Source organism: Zunongwangia profunda SM-A87, from assembly GCF_000023465.1.
Taxonomy (GTDB): domain Bacteria; phylum Bacteroidota; class Bacteroidia; order Flavobacteriales; family Flavobacteriaceae; genus Zunongwangia; species Zunongwangia profunda.
This window is the reverse complement of sequence record NC_014041.1, coordinates 3,857,178-3,874,669: the sequence shown is the minus strand read 5'-3', so window position 1 is coordinate 3,874,669 and position 17,492 is coordinate 3,857,178. Positions and strand designations below refer to the sequence as shown.

At 35.3% G+C, this 17,492-nt stretch carries 17 protein-coding genes; 8 read left to right on the top strand and 9 right to left on the bottom strand.

Annotated features, from left to right (window positions below):
• Nucleotides 1-13: 13 nt before the first annotated feature.
• The 8 genes from ZPR_RS16970 to ZPR_RS16935 all read left to right on the top strand — a co-directional run bounded on the left by ZPR_RS16970 (nt 14) and on the right by ZPR_RS16935 (nt 7,331).
• A complete protein-coding gene (locus tag ZPR_RS16970) occupies nt 14-499 on the top strand; it encodes a GNAT family N-acetyltransferase (RefSeq protein WP_013072984.1) in 486 nt (161 codons plus the stop codon).
• Nucleotides 500-859: 360 nt separating this feature from the next.
• Nucleotides 860-1,711: a peptide chain release factor N(5)-glutamine methyltransferase gene (prmC, locus tag ZPR_RS23780; RefSeq protein WP_013072983.1), complete on the top strand. Its 852-nt coding sequence runs from the start codon at nt 860-862 to the stop codon at nt 1,709-1,711.
• A 12-nt stretch (nt 1,712-1,723) separates the two neighbouring features.
• On the top strand, nt 1,724-2,332 hold the full coding sequence (locus tag ZPR_RS23775; RefSeq protein ID WP_013072982.1) for an LOG family protein: 609 nt from the start codon (nt 1,724-1,726) through the stop codon (nt 2,330-2,332).
• The gene (locus ZPR_RS16955) at nt 2,332-2,985 is read left to right on the top strand and encodes a VOC family protein (protein ID WP_013072981.1); all 654 of its coding nucleotides are present in this window, start codon (nt 2,332-2,334) and stop codon (nt 2,983-2,985) included. The genes ZPR_RS23775 and ZPR_RS16955 overlap by 1 nt, the downstream gene beginning before the upstream one ends.
• Before the next feature lie 15 nt (nt 2,986-3,000).
• Nucleotides 3,001-3,366, top strand: a complete 366-nt coding sequence (locus ZPR_RS16950; protein WP_013072980.1) for a DUF1304 domain-containing protein — start codon at nt 3,001-3,003, stop codon at nt 3,364-3,366.
• Between the two features lie 22 nt (nt 3,367-3,388).
• Entirely contained in the window at nt 3,389-5,827 is a 2,439-nt protein-coding gene (ligA, locus tag ZPR_RS16945) for an NAD-dependent DNA ligase LigA (RefSeq protein WP_013072979.1), read from the top strand.
• Nucleotides 5,824-6,672, top strand: coding sequence for an exonuclease domain-containing protein (locus ZPR_RS22665; RefSeq protein ID WP_013072978.1), 849 nt, complete (start codon nt 5,824-5,826; stop codon nt 6,670-6,672). The genes ligA and ZPR_RS22665 overlap by 4 nt, the downstream gene beginning before the upstream one ends.
• A 242-nt stretch (nt 6,673-6,914) precedes the next feature.
• On the top strand, nt 6,915-7,331 hold the full coding sequence (locus tag ZPR_RS16935) for a hypothetical protein (protein ID WP_013072977.1): 417 nt from the start codon (nt 6,915-6,917) through the stop codon (nt 7,329-7,331).
• A 699-nt stretch (nt 7,332-8,030) separates the two neighbouring features.
• Here ZPR_RS16935 and ZPR_RS16930 read toward each other — a convergent pair.
• The 9 genes from ZPR_RS16930 to ZPR_RS16890 all read right to left on the bottom strand — a co-directional run bounded on the left by ZPR_RS16930 (nt 8,031) and on the right by ZPR_RS16890 (nt 17,488).
• Entirely contained in the window at nt 8,031-8,753 is a 723-nt protein-coding gene (locus ZPR_RS16930) for a LytR/AlgR family response regulator transcription factor (RefSeq protein ID WP_013072976.1), read from the bottom strand.
• Between the two features lie 10 nt (nt 8,754-8,763).
• Complete coding sequence (locus ZPR_RS16925; protein ID WP_013072975.1) at nt 8,764-9,090, bottom strand: Hpt domain-containing protein; 327 nt, start codon at nt 9,088-9,090, stop codon at nt 8,764-8,766.
• A 6-nt stretch (nt 9,091-9,096) separates the two neighbouring features.
• Complete coding sequence (locus ZPR_RS16920) at nt 9,097-10,143, bottom strand: sensor histidine kinase (protein WP_013072974.1); 1,047 nt, start codon at nt 10,141-10,143, stop codon at nt 9,097-9,099.
• Between the two features lie 4 nt (nt 10,144-10,147).
• Nucleotides 10,148-11,284 carry an FIST signal transduction protein gene (locus ZPR_RS16915; protein ID WP_013072973.1) on the bottom strand — a complete coding sequence of 379 codons (1,137 nt, stop codon included), beginning with the start codon at nt 11,282-11,284 and terminating at the stop codon, nt 10,148-10,150.
• The gene (locus ZPR_RS16910; RefSeq protein ID WP_013072972.1) at nt 11,281-13,650 is read right to left on the bottom strand and encodes a PAS domain S-box protein; all 2,370 of its coding nucleotides are present in this window, start codon (nt 13,648-13,650) and stop codon (nt 11,281-11,283) included. Before ZPR_RS16910 ends, ZPR_RS16915 begins: the two co-directional genes overlap by 4 nt.
• Nucleotides 13,628-14,188 (bottom strand): heme NO-binding domain-containing protein, encoded by a 561-nt coding sequence (locus tag ZPR_RS16905; protein ID WP_013072971.1) that lies wholly within the window; start codon nt 14,186-14,188, stop codon nt 13,628-13,630. The genes ZPR_RS16910 and ZPR_RS16905 overlap by 23 nt, the downstream gene beginning before the upstream one ends.
• Before the next feature lie 6 nt (nt 14,189-14,194).
• A complete protein-coding gene (locus ZPR_RS16900) occupies nt 14,195-14,608 on the bottom strand; it encodes a response regulator (protein ID WP_013072970.1) in 414 nt (137 codons plus the stop codon).
• Between the two features lie 198 nt (nt 14,609-14,806).
• Nucleotides 14,807-16,402: an MDR family MFS transporter gene (locus ZPR_RS16895; RefSeq protein ID WP_013072969.1), complete on the bottom strand. Its 1,596-nt coding sequence runs from the start codon at nt 16,400-16,402 to the stop codon at nt 14,807-14,809.
• 3 nt (nt 16,403-16,405) lie between these two features.
• Nucleotides 16,406-17,488 (bottom strand): HlyD family secretion protein, encoded by a 1,083-nt coding sequence (locus ZPR_RS16890; RefSeq protein ID WP_013072968.1) that lies wholly within the window; start codon nt 17,486-17,488, stop codon nt 16,406-16,408.
• Nucleotides 17,489-17,492: the final 4 nt, after the last annotated feature.

The following is a 17,492-nucleotide window of genomic DNA, read 5'->3' as shown; positions in this document are numbered from 1 at the left end:
TTAATTAGTAAGAATGAGCATGCTTAAAATTAGGGAAATTCAGCAGCAAGACAATCAGCAGGTTAAAAAAGTTATCCAGGATGTTTTGGTAGAAATGGGAGTTCCAAAAGTAGGAACCGCATATGAAGATAAAGCCCTTGATGATATGACGGCGGAATATATGGCAGAACGAAAAGCTTATTTTGTAATTGAAAAAAATAATCAAATCATAGGTTGTTGTGGTATTGGTCCTTTACCTGGATTTGAGGAGAAAATTTGCGAATTACAAAAGATGTATTTTTTACCAGAAGCTCGTGGAAGAGGTCTTGGAGCACAAATGATGGATACCTGCTTAAAATATGCCAAAAGTCAGGGTTATAAAAAGTGTTATATCGAAACTTTACCTTATATGAAAGATGCTTGTAAATTGTATAAGAAAACCGGTTTTGAGGAATTAGAAAAACCACTAGGCAATACAGGACATTATAATTGTACAGTTTGGCTGATAAAGGATTTGTAGTTAGAAGTTAGAAAATAGAGAATAGCGTTTTTTATTTTATATTTTGAATGTTGGATCTTGAATAAGCTTTCTAAACTATTGCCTTGCTTGAAAAAGATAATCTCATTTCTATGCTTATCTCTGCCTTTTGAAAGCTCTTTATAATTGAAAGTTAGGGTTTAGAAAATAGAAAAGACGAGAAAATAAAAAATAGAGTATAGAGATTGGACTTTGTATTTTAAATTTTTAATGTAGGGTTTTGAATGAGATGGAAACACGAGTTAAGAATGTTTTTAATTCTTAAATGTTGAATTTAATTCAAGCTGATCGCAAAGGACTGATTAAAAGCTGTAATCCCTAAACTCTTAAGTAAAGTAAGCAATGACCATCACTCAACTTAAAAATAAATTCCTGGAAAACCTTGGTGATAAGTATCCTAAAGAAGAAAATCTGTCTTTCTTCAATTTATTGGCCGAACATTTCTTGCAGTTAAACAGGTTACAGATCGCTTTAGAACCTAATAAAAAATTAAATGATACTGAAGTTAGTGAATTTGAGGGGGCTTTAGAAAAACTTCGTGTTTTCGAACCTATTCAGTACATTATTGGAGAAACCGAATTTTTTAGTCTGAGTTTTAAAGTCACGCCCGGCGTTTTAATTCCGCGTCCGGAAACCGAAGAACTGGTGCAATGGATTTTAGATGAGGTGTCCCTGAAGCAGCAACAGGATTTACATATATTGGATATTGGAACAGGAAGTGGTTGCATTCCCATTAGTTTAAAAAAACACCTGCCAAAAGCCCAAATTTCAGCCATAGATATTTCAGAAGAAGCTTTAAAAGTGGCCAATCTAAATACTGAAAAAAATAAAGTTTCAGTACATTTAGTTCACCAGGATATTCTTTCCACACAAAAACTTTCACGGCAATTTGATGTCATCGTTTCTAACCCACCTTATGTGCGGGAATTGGAAAAGGCCGAAATGCAGCAGAATGTATTGCAATACGAACCGGAAACAGCACTCTACGTAAAAGATGAAAATCCTTTACTTTTCTACAATAAAATCACGAAATTAGCACAAGAAGGACTATCCAAAAATGGGTTGTTGTTTTTTGAAATTAATCAATATCTGGGAGAAGAAACTAAAACGATGGTTGAAGAGCATGATTTTAGGGCGGAGCTTCGAAAGGATATGTTTGGTAATTTTAGAATGCTAAAAGCCCAAAAACGCTAAAAAATTATTGTTTTGGAAGAAAAGAAAACACAGAATTCCCTAAAAAGCATAGCTGTTTTTTGTGCCAGCAGCGATGGTGTTAATTCAGAAATAATTGAAACCTCTAAAAAATTAGGGGAATTTTTGGCCAAAAATAATATTCGCCTGGTGTATGGTGGAAGCAAACTTGGATTAATGGGGCAGGTAGCTGCCGGTGTTAATGAAAATGGAGGGAAAGCCACCGGTGTTATTCCTGAATTTTTAAAAACCAAAGAAGTGGTACATACCCAATTGGATAAATTAATTACCACCCAGGATATGCATGAGCGAAAACTCACCATGCATAAACTTAGTGATGGTTTTATCGCACTTCCCGGTGGTTTTGGGACTTTTGAGGAGCTTTTTGAAATTATTACCTGGGCCCAACTGGGCTTGCATCAAAAACCAATTGGATTACTGAATATCAATGGTTTTTATGATGATTTAATGGCGATGCTTCGGAAGATGGTAAAAACAGGTTTATTAAAAAAAGAGAATTACGATTTGTTGATTATTGCTGAAACCATCGAAGAGCTGTATGAGAAAATGAAATTTTTTAAACCACAACCTACACCAAAGTGGATTACTAAAAGTCAGACCTAATGAAGATTGAATATTTAGAAATTTATACTTCGGCGATAAAGGAACAATTGAACTTTTATCGCGATGTGCTTGGGTTTTCCATAACTAAAAATTCTGAAAATAACTTTAGGTTTTCTGCCGGGTTTACAGAAATATGTTTTCAGTTTAAAAAGGATGCAAAGCCCTATCATATTGCGTTTCATATTCCTGCACATCAGGAAGATTTAGCCTTAAATTGGCTAAAAGAACGCGTTGTTATTGAAAAAAATGATACCGAGGAAATTATAGATTTTAAGAATTGGAAAGCAAAATCAGTATATTTTAAAGATCCTGATGATAATATTTTAGAGCTTATTTCCAGACGTGATCTTTATCCATCTCAGAAAAAATATTTTAACGTAAATTCCATCTTAGGAGTCTCCGAAATTGGTTTAGCGGTTGAAATCATTGAGCCTTATTATACCTATTTACATCGTCAATTCGGTTTAGGAATTTACGATGGAAATTTAGATCGATTTTGTGCCATTGGTGATGATGAAGGACTTATAATTGCAGTGAATCGACACAACAGAGATTGGTTTCCTACTAATCAAACTGCCTTTGCAGCCGATTTTAAAATTAATTTCACCCATCATCAGGGCTCAGAATTTAGTTTTACATCCAAAGATGTATAAGCCTTAAAAATACGTATGGAACTAGTTATTGTTGTTTTAAAAGCGGTCATTGTAATAGAACATTTTTATATTCTCTGGTTTGAAATGTTTGCCTGGGAAACCGTCGGGAAAAAGACCTTTAAATCTTTGCCAGCAGATCTTTTCCCTAAAACAAAATCTTTAGCGGCTAATCAGGGTTTGTATAATGGCTTTTTAGCGGCCGGTTTGGGATGGACCTTTTTTATAGATAATGGGGATTGGCAACACAATATTTCAATCTTTTTTCTTTTATGTATAGCCATAGCCGGAATTTATGGAGCCTTAAGTGCTACTAAAAAAATATTCTTTATTCAGGCGTTACCAGCAATACTTACACTTTTATTAATTTTTATAGAACAATAAGCCTCTTTTAATTTCAGTATACATGGATATCGAAAATAAAATATATACACTTCGAGAAGAATTACAGCATCATAATTATCAATATTATGTTTTAGACAATCCTGAAATTAGCGATTATGATTTTGATATGAAGCTGAAAGAACTTCAGGAATTAGAAGAAAAGCATCCTGAATTTAATGATCCTAACTCGCCAACGCAGCGTGTAGGGGGCGCCGTAACTAAGAATTTTACAACGGTGGTCCATGATTATCGTATGTACTCTCTTTCTAATTCATATTCTAAAGAAGAATTACAAGATTGGGAAACGCGTATTCGAAAGTTAGTCGACGGCGATATAAAATATACCTGCGAGTTGAAGTATGATGGCGCGTCGATGAGTCTTATGTATGACAAGGGGCAATTGGTACAGGCGGTAACACGTGGAGACGGATTTCAGGGAGACGATGTAACAAACAACGTAAAAACGATTCGCTCGGTACCTTTAAAATTACGAGGGGATTATCCAGAGAAATTTCATATTCGAGGTGAGATCGTATTGCCTTTTGAAGGTTTCGCGAAGTTGAATGCCGAGCGTGTTGAGAATGGAGAAGAACCTTATGCGAATCCGCGTAATACGGCGTCAGGAAGTTTGAAATTACAGGATAGTGCTGAGGTGGCGAAACGGCCATTGGATTGTTTGCTTTATAATATTGCAGGTGAAAATCTACCGATTTCATCTCAATTTGAAAGTCTAGAGAAAGCCAGAGATTGGGGTTTTAAAGTTCCCGCAGAAAGTGAACTTAAAAATAATATCGAAGAGGTTTTAAGCTATATTAACTACTGGGATATCCATCGTCATGATTTGCCTTATGAGACTGATGGGGTAGTAGTGAAAGTTAATGATTTTGGCCAGCAGGAAGAGTTAGGTTATACCGCAAAATCACCGCGTTGGGCGATGGCCTATAAGTTTAAAGCCGAACAGGAAACGACAAAGCTCCATAAAATAACCTATCAGGTTGGTCGTACAGGCGCCATTACACCGGTGGCAAATTTAGAACCGGTGCAATTGGCAGGAACCATTGTGAAACGGGCGTCTTTGCATAATGCCGATCAGATCGCGAAACTAGACATTCGGGAAGGCGATAAAGTTTTTGTAGAAAAAGGAGGGGAAATTATCCCTAAAATCGTGGGAGTAGATTTTAAACAACGCGATCCAGATTCTGAACCTACAACATATGCCATTTATTGCCCGGAATGTGGAACCGAATTACAACGTAAAGAGGGCGAAGCACAGCATTTTTGTCCGAATTACGTAGGGTGCCCACCGCAAATTATTGGTAGGATGGAGCATTTTGTATCACGAAAAGCCATGGATATTGATGGTTTGGGAAAAGGAACGATAGAAATCTTATATTACAATGGAATCATTAATAATTATTCCGATTTCTATTATCTCACATACGATGATATTATTGGACAGGAACGTTGGTTGGATAACGAGGAAGCCGGGATTAAAAAATCAGGTGAACTTCAGGTAAAATTAGGTCAGGCGATTTATGCGCTTAGTCAGGGGTGGGGAAGTATAACCAGAGCCGATTCCGAAAAAATAGGAAATGAAATTGTTTATTTAGAGGAAATTTTTAGTCTAAACATAGCCGAAATTTCAGGGATAGACGAAAAGAAATTCAAGCGATTTCTGATGGAGTTAAATACGGCGATACAACGGGTAGCTATTTCAGATTATACGTCAATGGAAGATTGTGTTTCAGTAAATTTACTGATCGACTTGAAATTTCCCGATCATCAGGAAAACCAGCCGGCAAAAGAAGCATTAAAGAATGCAGATTATATCGATGAATTGCTTCGTAATGAAAGCTTTCAGCACTACCCAAAATTCGATGATTTTATCACTAAAATCTCAGACCGCAGCCGGATCAGCATTCAGAAGAAAACCACTGAAAATATATTAAACTCCGTAGAGGAATCTAAAAAACGAACTTTCGATAAAGTATTATTTGCTTTAGGAATTCGTGATGTGGGGGAAGTAAGTGCCCGAAAAATTGCGGAGCACTTTGGGAATATTGATAAGCTCATGGCGGCGAATACAGAAGAACTTATCCAACTTCGCGATGTGGGGGAACGTGTTGCTGCAAGTATCATCGAATTTTTTACCGATGAGGAAAACATTGACATCGTAAAACGCTTACGGGAAAAAGACCTGCAGTTTGAAATGGAAGAAAAAGAGACCAGTTCTAACAAATTAGAAGGGCTTAGTTTTGTTGTTTCGGGTACCTTTTCTATTTCTAGAAGTGAACTGAAAAAGCATATTGAAGAAAATGGGGGTAAAAATTTAAGTTCTTTATCTAAAAGCACGAATTACCTTATTGTTGGAGAAAAAATGGGTCCAAGTAAAAAAGTAAAGGCAGAGAAAGAAGGAATTGCCATGATTAGTGAAGAAGAATTTTTTAAGATGATTGAATGATAGAAGACTTTGTGGTGTTTGATTTTGAAACCGCGAGAGGAAAAAATCCCTGCTCGTTGGGAATGGTAGAGTATAAAAATGGTAAGAAATACCGCGAATTTTACGAATTAATAAATCCCGAAGTTGCTTACTTTAATCCATTTGCGATCCAAATTCATGGGATAACCTATGAAGATGTACAGCATGAAAGGAATTTTTCCGAATTGTGGGATGCGATGCTTCCTTTTATAGAAGGAAAAACATTAGTGGCTCATAATGCGAAATTCGATAATGCTGTATTGCTTTATTCGTTACAACGTTACGGAATTGATGTACCGCCATATGCCAGTTTTTGCACCCTGCAACGCGCTAGAAGACTAGTAGCGTTACCGAGTTATAAATTAAGTTCTTTAGCCAACTTTTTTGAAGTTCCGCAGCTCCGGCATCACAATGCTTTAGAAGATGCTTTTGTTTGTGGTGAATTGTTTTTAAAGCTGAATAGAGTAGAAGAGGAATTGAAATTACAGGAAGAACATGGTATGGATTTTCCTTCTGATTATTTAGATTGGATTGCTGAAAAACAGGGCCAAAACGTACAAATTCGCCGTAAGGCACTTGCTGGTTGTAGCCAGTTATTGAGTGGATTACGATTTGTAATCTCTGGAAACTTTCAACATTTCTCCCGAATCGAAATGCAGAAAATTATAGTGCAAAACGGCGGGCGCATTACTGGTTCGGTTTCGGGATTGACCAATTATCTGGTTTGCGGTAGCCAGGCGGGAAATTCGAAGCTTAGTAAAGCAAAATTAAATGGTACTAAGTTGATTTCAGAAAATCAACTTTTAGAGATTTTAATCGACTTCTAATATTTTACTCAAAATAGAGGTCGTAGAAATAATTTTATATTAATACCTAAGAGGCTTTCCCAGACTATCCGTGGGTAATTATAAAATTTCGATAAAAAATCATTTTGAAGTATTAAATAGTTATAAATGATTTTAGTGATACACGTAAGCTAATTATTTTTGAGATCCCAAAATTTACTTATATAACCTACGCTAAAATTTTATGGTTCTATTGTATGTTCCATAAATGAGTTAAATTCCCTATGAAATTAGATTACTCAGGTAAACATTTAAAAACTTACCGCATTGTTGAACGAGCAAATCAATTGTTGATTAGTCCATTCTTTAAAGCTGAGGTCAATAATTTATTAGCGACCTATTGTAAAAAAGAATTGTCTGAAGAATTTCTTGCCATTCTTGAGACTGAAGAACGAGTTTTAGTAAAAACAATTTTCAGTCCGTTTTCTAAAAAGAAAATCTTTTTTAAATCAAATTCTCTATATGTAAATACTTTAAGATTGAAAAGTTCACATCGCGATGCTCTAGCGTCACTTATGCATGGTGTGCTGAATGTTGCAGATGAAAATCACTCAATTTCAAAACTTCTTGACTTCGAAAATCAGCGACAAAAAAATCATTTCTTTAATGAATTTGGTGCCATTTCTAAAAGTTATATCTAATTAGTTAGAATATCATCTTTTTATAAACGCAGCGCACATCTTCATCATGTAATTTAAATACTTGCTTTTCGGGTGTTTATAAATATACCTCAAGTAAAAAAATGAACAACAGTTTGATTTTAATACAGAAGTACGGATATAAGAAATGAAGCTTTTTAAATTTTGAATAGCTACATAAGACTGGCAATTACTATTTTTTGTTTTCGGAAGATTTTTTAAAAAGAAAATGCCGGGTAACCACTCCCGGCATTTTCAACCTAACCTAACCAACTAACCAATCTTATAATCCAACTATCTATAATGTATTAGCCTAAACAATTTTTTAAATTCCCTTTTCTTTTATTTGAAAAGGGAATTCTTCCAATCCCAATTTTTAATGAAAGGCAATAACGCGGTCGCTTTAATTCTTTATCATGTATCTACCGAGGAGATTGCTTTCCCGGACCGATTAATGCCTACTCAGTGTCAAACCTATTCTCTAATTAGTAGGGCTTTTAGATTTATAGGAATGAAACTGAGCTGTTAAACTCAAAAACAAAAATATGTCAATCATCAAGTAGTTTGCTGATATGTTTATCACTTAACTACATGACAAATATAGGGCAGCAATAAGGCTGGCATTGAAAGAAATCGTTGAGGATTTTTAATGTATAGATGGAAGGTGCTTAAGTTTCGTTGAGTTGTAGTTGGAAGTCTTAGTTATAGAAGATTTAAACGTTTCATCAATTCGGGACGACTAGAACGGCTTACCGGAATTACATCTTTTTCGATTAAAACGCTGTTGTCTTCAATATCAATGATTCTGTCTACGTTTATGATAAAAGATCGATGAATTTTTAAAAAGAGATGATCAGGTAATTTCTCTTCAATTTTTTTCATAGTAGAATGCACTGTATAGTTTTTTGCTGAGGTCTTAATCAAAATATAATCACCCCTGGCTTCAATTAAATAAATACTGGGAATATCGATTTTGATTAATCTACGATCAATATTTACGTAAAGATCGTTACCTGAATCTTTAGGGTTTGCTTCTACTTTTTCTGAAGAAACATCGTTAATGTTATCCTTTGGAGAAAATTTTAGCGCCTTTTTAATAGCCTTATCAAATCGCTCCTGGGTGATAGGTTTTACGAGGTAATCAACAATACAATCATATTCAAAAGCTTCAATCGCAAAATTTCTATCTGAGGTGGATAGGATAATTTTTGGTGGATTCTTAATGGTTTGAATAAAGTCGAAACCGGTAAAATCGGGCATATGTATATCAAGAAAAATAAGATCAACTTGATGTTGATTAAGATGCTTAATGGCCTGGATGGCATTAGAAAATTCTGCTTGTATTTCTAGCTCTTCATTGTTTGAAGCAAGTTTTTTTAATATTGCTCTTGCAGTTGCTTCGTCATCAACAATTATACATTGCATAGGTTAGATTTTAGGCTTTTTGAATAAACGTGGTCATTGCGTCAAGAATCTTTTCAAATTGGCTAAATAATTCGGGATCTACAACTCCTTCCCGAAGCTTGTCTTCATGATCTATAGCAACCTGATAACTCTTTTCTAAGCCTAAAATACTAATTTTATGTTTAATTTTATGCACGTCGTCACCGGCTCGCATAAAGTCAGTTGTTTTTAAATGATTTTTGTAGTTTTCTATTTCCAGAGGAAGTTCTAAACGAACTACATCCAGTAATTGTTCTTCAAAATTTTTATCTCCACCAGATAGCTGGCTTATGTAAGAGTAGTTAGGTTTCTCTTCCATGTCGATTTATTTAGGTAAAGTAAAGTAGAAAATGGTGCCTTTTGATAACTCACTTTCTAACCAGATATGACCACCATAAAAATCAATAATCTTTTTTACGATGGATAATCCAATTCCGGTAGAATTAAAATCATTATCAATTTTTTCAAATATCTGAAAAATTTTCTGAAAATGGTCTTTATCAATGCCTTTTCCGTTGTCATGAATAGAGAATTCCCAATATTTATCATTTTCTTTAACATCGACCTTGATGAAACCTTTAGGCTTATCAATGCTTTTGACCGCATTTTGAATTAAATTCTGGAATAATTGCTGTAACCTAAATTTATCACCTTGGATTATTGGAAGCTGGTCTGAAATTTCAATTTTTATATGTGAAGGTTTATAGATAATCTGGATAATTTCGTTTACCAGATGCCAGGTATCTACATCGTAAGTGTCTAAAATTTCCTGATCTATGGTCGAGTAATTAAGGATTCCACTAATCAAAGCATCCATTTTTTCCACACTTTTAAGAACCATATCTAACTGGTTAATTCCGCCTTCATCAATTTTCTCTTTGTAGTCTTCCTTTAGCCAGGTGACCAAACTGTTGATGCTTCTTAGAGGAGATTTTAGATCGTGTGAAACCACATGCGCATAGTCTGATAATACCTGATTTTTCTTTTCCAGGTGTAACAAGAGCTCTTTTTGTTCTTTGTGTGCTTTAGCTATTTCTCTGGACTGATCTTCAATATAGGTAGCCAGGTCTGATACATTAAGCTCTTCTTCAGGTTGGTTTTTACTTGTGGAGTTTTTAATATCTAAAGTAGTAATAACAGCTCTTAAACGGTCTAAGATTTGCTTTTGGCTTTGGGCCTCTATTTTTAATTTTCGGTTAGCACTAAATAATTCGTCTGAGCTTATTTTCATAGCCCGTTGGATCATGCTTAATTGCTCGTCGTTGGTATTGTAGGATTCCTCTACGGCCTTAAAAAAATCTTGAAATCTTTTCTCCTTTGCGAATTCTTCAGGAAAATATTTTCTTATTTGTCGGCTTAGTAGGCGGTTCATAATATTATTCGCTAATTAAGGTTAGGGTCATGGTTTGATTGTGCAGGTTACATTCATTGCTCGTAAAAAATGGAGCTATTTCTCCGTAAGAGTAAAAACCGGCTATAGCAGCCTGCTTTCCCAAAATTTCAGAGACTTCTTCAATTTCCTCTTCTACACGCTGATCCATTACTAATTTACGGCCAATACAACTTACCAGTAAAGCAAGTTGTGGCGGTTTAGCGTGTTTTTTAAGGGCCATTGCAGCGGCGGTAGAGGCTCCTTCAGCAATGCCGTCTACTGTTGCCATCATTAATTGTGCATGCGAGCCTTCAGGGACATCACCGGCTAAAATCATCGATTTGTTTTTAACGTCGATATTCAAAATGGTGCGTACCAGGTTATGTTCTTTGCCTTCTTCTTTGATGTTTAAAGGATAAAGTAATGCGGCTTGTGGAAGTTGATTGGCTTTATTACCAAGGTATTTTGAATAAAGATCTAAGGCGGGTAAATCATCCAGTTCCATCAAAACATTAGCTTTTGATTTTGTGATAATTCTTTCGGGGCCAAAGGGTATCCAGCCGCCATAGCTGGCATAACTAATTTCTAAACTTTCACCATAGAGTCCTATCATAACAATTTCTCCCTTTTTAGGATTCTCATTATAAGAAGCTAAAGTAGTTTCAAACCGGTCACCATCACCGCAAAGTCCCCCTGTTAAACTTATTTCCTGATCGGTATATTTTTCAATTCCTTTAATTAAATCACTGCCATTCACATAACTTCCCTCAGAAACTATAAAAAGATGTTTTAGATGTTCTTTTTTAAAACGACTGGCTAATCCAAAACCAAGCGCTTCCCCGTTTTTATTATATTCTAAAATGTTAGCAGTCTTGATATCAAAAGTAGATTTTTCGAATTCAATTAAGGTTACTGCTACCGAGTTTTCAGTTACCTTTTGTCCTATTATTTCTCCCGCCGAGCTTCCGAATATAAGATGTCTATAGGGAAATTCCTCTCTTATATCTTCTAAAATTTCAGGATCCTGCAACAGTTTCCTATCGGCAAAAATCAGAACCAAAGGATTGCTTAGTTGTTCTTTGTGATTACCCTTATATTGCCAGGAAGAACTTATGGCTTTAGATGCCTGAACTATTTTCATGATTGTTTTTTTAAGCTGAAGAAAAATACGGTTCCCTTACCAACCTCACTATCCAGCCAGATTTCTCCTTCATATAAGTCGATTACTTTTTTTACTATACTTAAACCTACGCCAGTAGATTTTTCGTGAGTTCCTAATGCATTAAAAATCTTGAAAATACGTTGGTGATGTTCTTTTTTTATACCTATCCCATTATCTTTAATGCTGAAGGTGTAATGTGTCGTATTTTCTGTATAATCAATTTCTACAAATCCTTTTTCTTTATCAATATAATTTACCGCATTGCTTAACAGGTTTTGGAAGACTTGCTGAATCCTGGTGCGGTCTCCGTAGATTATCGGTAATTTTCTAAGAATACTCACCGAAATATGCTCTGGTATGTAAATTAACTCAATAATTTCTGATACCAGTTCCTGAAGGTTCAGTTCCTGATTTTGAATATTACCATCTTCAATACTGGAATATCTTAAGATATTTTCGATTAGATGATCCATCTTTTCTACTTTTCCCTGCATAAGATCCAGGTTCATCAGGCTTTCTTCACCAAGCTTTTCTCTAAAGTCTTCTTTTGTCCAGCTTAAAAGAGCAGAGATATTTCTTAGAGGTGATTTTAAATCGTGAGAAACAATATGGGCATATTCATTAAGATGTTCGTTTTGCTGCTCCAGGTTCTTAAGCAATTGCTCTTTTTGAGTTTCTAGCAGTTTCATTTCTGTAATATCCAGGTGAATCCCAATAGAGCCAAGCATTTTGCCATTTACATCATAGTTAGGGGCACCACTAACCAACCAGTATTTAAGTTTATTGTCTTTGGTTTTTATGCGTACTTCATAGGAGTTTGACATTCCTTTTCTTCGAACTTTGTCATTTTTATCAAAGTCGGCTTTTGATTCGGGAATTAGAAAAATATCAGATGCGGTTTTCCCAAGGAGCTCTTCTTCACTATAGCCACTCATCTCAGTAAAGCTTTGATTAGCCATCAGGATTTGATCGTTAAGATCTACCTCTAAAAGTCCCAGGTTCATATTGGCGATGATACTACTATATTTTTCTTTTTGAGCCTTAAGACTTTCTTTATAATTTTTTTGAATAGTTATATCATCATAACTCCAAAGATGGCCTTTGTAGCGTCCTTCGTGATAAATAGGAATGTAACTTCGTTCATAAATACTTCCATTAACTAGCTCTAATTCTTCTCCAATAACGGTTTCTTTTTTACGTAATAACTCACTAATTCTCTGTACAAATTGTTCAGGATTTTTAAAATATTTTTTATTTTCTTCAGCTGCGTTAGAGCAGTCTGCTCCTTTTAATAATTCCGGCGGAGCTTCGATCCCAAAGAGATTACAAAATTTGGTATTGGTGAGCAGTATTTTACGGTTTTCATCTTCCAGTAGAATACCCGTTTGCAGATTAACAATTAGGGTTGAAAGTCTATTTTCGGACTCTTCAATTTTTTCTTTAGCAATTTTTTCTTTGGTAATATCTTCTATAGTAGCCACCTGGTATAGAATTTTCCCATTTTCGTCTCTAATAGCGGCAACCTTTGTTTTGGCCCATAGTGTTTCACCACTTTTCTTGATGTAGCGTTTGTTGATCGTATAAGAGTCTATTTTCCCTTCGACCATTTGTCTTAATTGTTCACTGCTGTCATTATCTTCTGGATGGGTAATGTCTTTGATGCTAAGATTGTTGAATTCCTCTAAAGAATATTCAAACATATTAATTAGCGCCTTATTCACTTTAAGCGCACCTTTAAAATTAGTTTGCGTAAGTGAGATACCAATAGGGGAGTTGTCTAAAATGAGATCTAACTGTTTGTTTTGAGATTCCAGTTGTTTTTTAATTTCTATCTCTTCGGTAATATCTCTGGCGACTCCCTGTGCAGCTATCGGTTTTCCTTCACGGTCATAGATAATGCTTGCATTAATTTGGACTATTTTTTCAGTACCATCTTTCGTGATAATACGGGCTTTATAATTATTGTAACTACCGGTATGGTATAGTTGTTTAAATGCTGCTGCCGTATATTCTACATAATCTGAATGAACTAATTTTAGTAGGTTTACAACCTCTTTTTCATTATCATAACCAAGCATATCTTTAGCGGCCTGATTCATTTTTAAGACATTCCCCTGAATGTCCATAATGATATATGCATCGATAATATTAACAAATACCCCTTCTAATTGTGAGGTTTTTTCCTTTAGAAGTTCTTTAAGTCGGTTATTAGATTGCCGAAGAGCTTCAGAGAGATCATATAGTTCGGTTGATTTCTCTTCTAAAATTTTTTCAGCCAGTTTTCTGGCTTTTTTTTCTCTTTCAAGTGCTCTTTCTAATATTTCAATTTTTTTGGTAGGCTCCATTTTTTTTAGATATGAGGAATCTGACCTTTGTCCCATTATTTTCAATTTTTTCTAATTGTATTTGGGAATCCTGGTCGTAGTGTTCAAAAGTTTTTTCCATTAGGGCTTTGGCGAACATGTACATCGCTCTCTCTGAAAAGTACAAAATTTCCAATTCATCTTCGTGCTTTTTTATAATTTTAAAAGTTGGAAGTTCTGCTCCTGGATATAATTTTCTTACCTGAACATGAATATGATTCTCTATAGAAGAAAGTAATTCTATGGGATCTTTATACAATGCAAAGATTCCCGGATGGATATTTACGAGGGTGTCAAAAAAATAAAGTCCGTAATTATAAATAAGATCGTCTAGGGGGATAGCTACTTTTTTACTAAGGCTTACTAAAAGACTTTGCATTTCTACAAAATCATATGTACCTACAGAGGTATAAACTCCTTCAGATTGTAGTTTGGATTCTGTTATAATATGGTCTACTATCTCAATACCAAATTTCTTCTCGACCATATCGAGAAAGCCTGTAAATACGATACCTTTCATAATTGATTATCCTTTAATTAATTCATTCTGGCTCCAATAATCCAGGGCACTGCTTAATTTAGATACATAATCTTCGTACTTTAAAGGTTTAATAATGTATCCTGCAATACCAATTTTGTAGCATTCTAAAAGATCTCTTCGGTTACTGGAAGTGGTTAGGATAATAGTAGGGATATATTTTAAGATGTCATCTGCCTTTAAGATTTTAAGAAATTCTATACCATTCATTTTAGGCATATTCAGATCTAAAAATATAATATCTGGAAGTCGATCTTTTTTATTTAAGATCGTAAGGGCTTCTTCACCATTTTTAGCTTCAATGATATGGTGAGGTAGGGAAAGGGAAGAAATCGTTCTGTTCAATTTCATCACTTCGATCATATCGTCCTCTATAAAAAGGATGGTCAGCTTATTTTTCATTTTAATTTTAGTGTCTTAAGTGAACAAAATTCATATAATAATAGTGAAAATTAAATAACATTCGTTTAATTTGGGGTTAGTGTCGTTAAACGGTTGTTTTCGATAGTTGAATGGAAATGGATAAAAAAAGCCATCGGAAATTGGGGGTATCCGACGGCTTTAAAAATGCCAGTATTTGGCATTTGGGGTAGTAATTTTTTAATGAACAGAACTAGTGTCTACTTTACCTGATCCTTTTTTAATTAAGAGTACAAAAGGAACGCAAATCAAGAATAAAATTCCCAGATAAAGAAAAACGTCCATATACGAAAGTACGGTAGCCTGTCGCATAACATTGGCATTTAGTAAGGTATATGCCTTATCTAAAGATTCATTAATGCTAAATCCTTTTTGAATGAAGTTTTGTTGTAGTGCTTGTATTCTTTGCTGTACCTGAAAATCGATCAGACTAATATTTGGTATTAAATCTACCCGGTGTTGCTGGGTAAATCGCGAAACAAAGGTGGTTATAATGGCAATACCAAAAGATCCACCAAGTTGTCTCATCATCCCTGTAAAAGCAGCACCGTCACCAATATCCTTGCCTTTTAAAGTAGAAAGCGATAACGTAGTAATAGGTACAAATAATAATCCTAATCCAACTCCTCGTACGACGAGTGGCCAAAACATATTTTCAGCTCCAGTATCGGGTGTCATCAATAAATACATCCATAAACTATATAAAAAGAAGACTCCAAAACCAGCGGCGGCCAGTATTTTTTGAGGTACTCCGCGTTCTAAAAGTTTACCGATTACCGGCATCATTAAACCTGTAGTGATCGAACTTGGGATAAGTAAAAGTCCCGCATCTGTAGCTGTCCAGCCTAAGATAGATTGGGTATAAATAGGAATAATAAAAGTGGAACCAAAAAGCCCAAATCCAAGTATAAAGGTAAGTACTGTACCAATACTTAAGTTGGTATCTCTCAGTACCCTAAGATTTACCACTGGGTATTTGTAAGTAAGTTCTCTCCAAATAAATAATACCAGTCCAAAAGCGGCCATTACCGATAAGGTAACAATCGTGCCATCTTCAAACCAGTCGTCTTGCTGGCCATGTTCTAAAACAAATTGTAATGATCCTATAAATGTAGCAAGGAGTATAATTCCCCACCAGTCAACTTGATTTGCTTTGAGTTTATCACCATATTTAGGACTCCTTACAAATAGAATAGTAAGGAAAGTGGCAATAATCCCAAGCGGAATATTAATGTAAAAAATATACGGCCAGGAAAAATGATCTACTAAATAGCCACCTAGTGGTGGTCCTAAAGTAGGACCAACGATAACGCCCATTCCATAGATGGCCTGAGCCATACCGCGTTTTGCTATAGGATAACTTTCAGTAATAATAGTTTGTGCCGTAACTAAAAGAGCACCACCACCCATTCCCTGGATAAACCTAAAGGCTACCAGTTCCCAGATATTAGTTGCATTTCCGCATAGAAAAGAAGAGATGGTGAAAATGATAATAGAAGCCGCAAAATAATTTCGGCGACCAAACTGCTTAGAAAGCCAACTTGTCATTGGGATAATGATTACATTGGCAATAGCATAAGCGGTAATAACCCATGCTATATCTGTTAAAGTGGCGCCAAGACTACCGCGCATATCATTTAGCGCAACATTTACGATCGTAGTGTCAATAATTTCCAGAAGCGCACATAAAACGGCAGTGATTGTAATAATTACTCTTCGGAATCCATATTCAACCAGACTGTCTTCGTCTTGTATTTGAGCTTTATTTTCAGCCATAATTTATTTTAAATGCACATCGACCAGCACGTTCATTCCAGAGCGTAGACGATCTAATTTTTCTTTATCATTCTCATCAGAGAATTCAATTTTAACGGGCAATCTTTGTACTGTTTTTACAAAGTTTCCCGTGGCATTATCCGGAGGAAGTAAAGAGAATCTGGCACCGGTAGCGGGAGAAAAGGCGGTAATTTTACCTTCAAATTCGTAATCTGGGTAGGCATCAACCTCAATCCCGACTTTTTGCCCGATTCGCATTTTTTCCAGCTGAGTTTCTTTAAAATTTGCAATGATCCATTTATCATAGGTATTGACTAAATAGAAGAGAGATTGTCCCGGTTGTACAAATTGTCCCGGTTGAATATCTACACTAGATAATTGCCCATCTATTGGTGCGGTGATTATGGTGTAATCCATATTTAATGAAGCTGCATCCAACGCAGCTTTTGCACTTTCTACATTGGCTTCAGCAACATTCACCTGATTTTCTGAAATCTTAGTTTGCGATACCGCCGCATTGCGCTGACTGGCAGAAGCTTTTTCCTGATTCTTAAGAATTTCTAATTGTTGCTCGGCTTCTTGTTTTGCGGCAAGAGCCTGTTCATACTGCTGTTCTGTAATAGAATGATTGGCAAAAAGATTTTCGTAACGTTTAAAATCCTGCTGAGCTCTCCATAATTTTATTTCCGCAGATTTAATATTTCCACCGGCAGATTTGACTTGCGAGTTTGATGCCGCAGCATTGGCCTGATAAGAGCCTATACTTGCTTTTGCTACACCCACCTGACTTTCGGCGGCCAAAAGATTGGCTTTTGCCTGTTGCAATTTTACTTTATAATCCCGATTATCGATTATCAATAAAGTATCCCCTTTTTTTACTTTTTGATTATCGCTAACAAAAACTTTCTCAATATAACCACTAACATGGGGGATAATTGGGTTCATATTGGCCTCTACCTGGGCATCATCGGTTTCTTCATGAGATAAAGAATGTATAAATTTATACCCTCCATATATGATTCCAGCCAGGATTAATGCACCTATAATGAAGATAAATTTCTTATTTGTTTTTTTCTTTTCTTCCATCTTA

Excerpts from the sequence above, each read along its gene's own strand:
- ZPR_RS16970 (WP_013072984.1), top strand. The coding sequence starts at position 14 with ATGAGCATGCTTAAAATTAGGGAAATTCAGCAGCAAGACAATCAGCAG.
- prmC (WP_013072983.1), top strand. The coding sequence starts at position 860 with ATGACCATCACTCAACTTAAAAATAAATTCCTGGAAAACCTTGGTGAT.
- ZPR_RS16955 (WP_013072981.1), top strand. The coding sequence starts at position 2,332 with ATGAAGATTGAATATTTAGAAATTTATACTTCGGCGATAAAGGAACAA.
- ZPR_RS16950 (WP_013072980.1), top strand. The coding sequence starts at position 3,001 with ATGGAACTAGTTATTGTTGTTTTAAAAGCGGTCATTGTAATAGAACAT.
- ligA (WP_013072979.1), top strand. The coding sequence starts at position 3,389 with ATGGATATCGAAAATAAAATATATACACTTCGAGAAGAATTACAGCAT.
- ZPR_RS22665 (WP_013072978.1), top strand. The coding sequence starts at position 5,824 with ATGATAGAAGACTTTGTGGTGTTTGATTTTGAAACCGCGAGAGGAAAA.
- ZPR_RS16935 (WP_013072977.1), top strand. The coding sequence starts at position 6,915 with ATGAAATTAGATTACTCAGGTAAACATTTAAAAACTTACCGCATTGTT.
- ZPR_RS16930 (WP_013072976.1), bottom strand. The coding sequence starts at position 8,753 with ATGCAATGTATAATTGTTGATGACGAAGCAACTGCAAGAGCAATATTA.
- ZPR_RS16925 (WP_013072975.1), bottom strand. The coding sequence starts at position 9,090 with ATGGAAGAGAAACCTAACTACTCTTACATAAGCCAGCTATCTGGTGGA.
- ZPR_RS16920 (WP_013072974.1), bottom strand. The coding sequence starts at position 10,143 with ATGAACCGCCTACTAAGCCGACAAATAAGAAAATATTTTCCTGAAGAA.
- ZPR_RS16915 (WP_013072973.1), bottom strand. The coding sequence starts at position 11,284 with ATGAAAATAGTTCAGGCATCTAAAGCCATAAGTTCTTCCTGGCAATAT.
- ZPR_RS16910 (WP_013072972.1), bottom strand. The coding sequence starts at position 13,650 with ATGGAGCCTACCAAAAAAATTGAAATATTAGAAAGAGCACTTGAAAGA.
- ZPR_RS16905 (WP_013072971.1), bottom strand. The coding sequence starts at position 14,188 with ATGAAAGGTATCGTATTTACAGGCTTTCTCGATATGGTCGAGAAGAAA.
- ZPR_RS16900 (WP_013072970.1), bottom strand. The coding sequence starts at position 14,608 with ATGAAAAATAAGCTGACCATCCTTTTTATAGAGGACGATATGATCGAA.
- ZPR_RS16895 (WP_013072969.1), bottom strand. The coding sequence starts at position 16,402 with ATGGCTGAAAATAAAGCTCAAATACAAGACGAAGACAGTCTGGTTGAA.
- ZPR_RS16890 (WP_013072968.1), bottom strand. The coding sequence starts at position 17,488 with ATGGAAGAAAAGAAAAAAACAAATAAGAAATTTATCTTCATTATAGGT.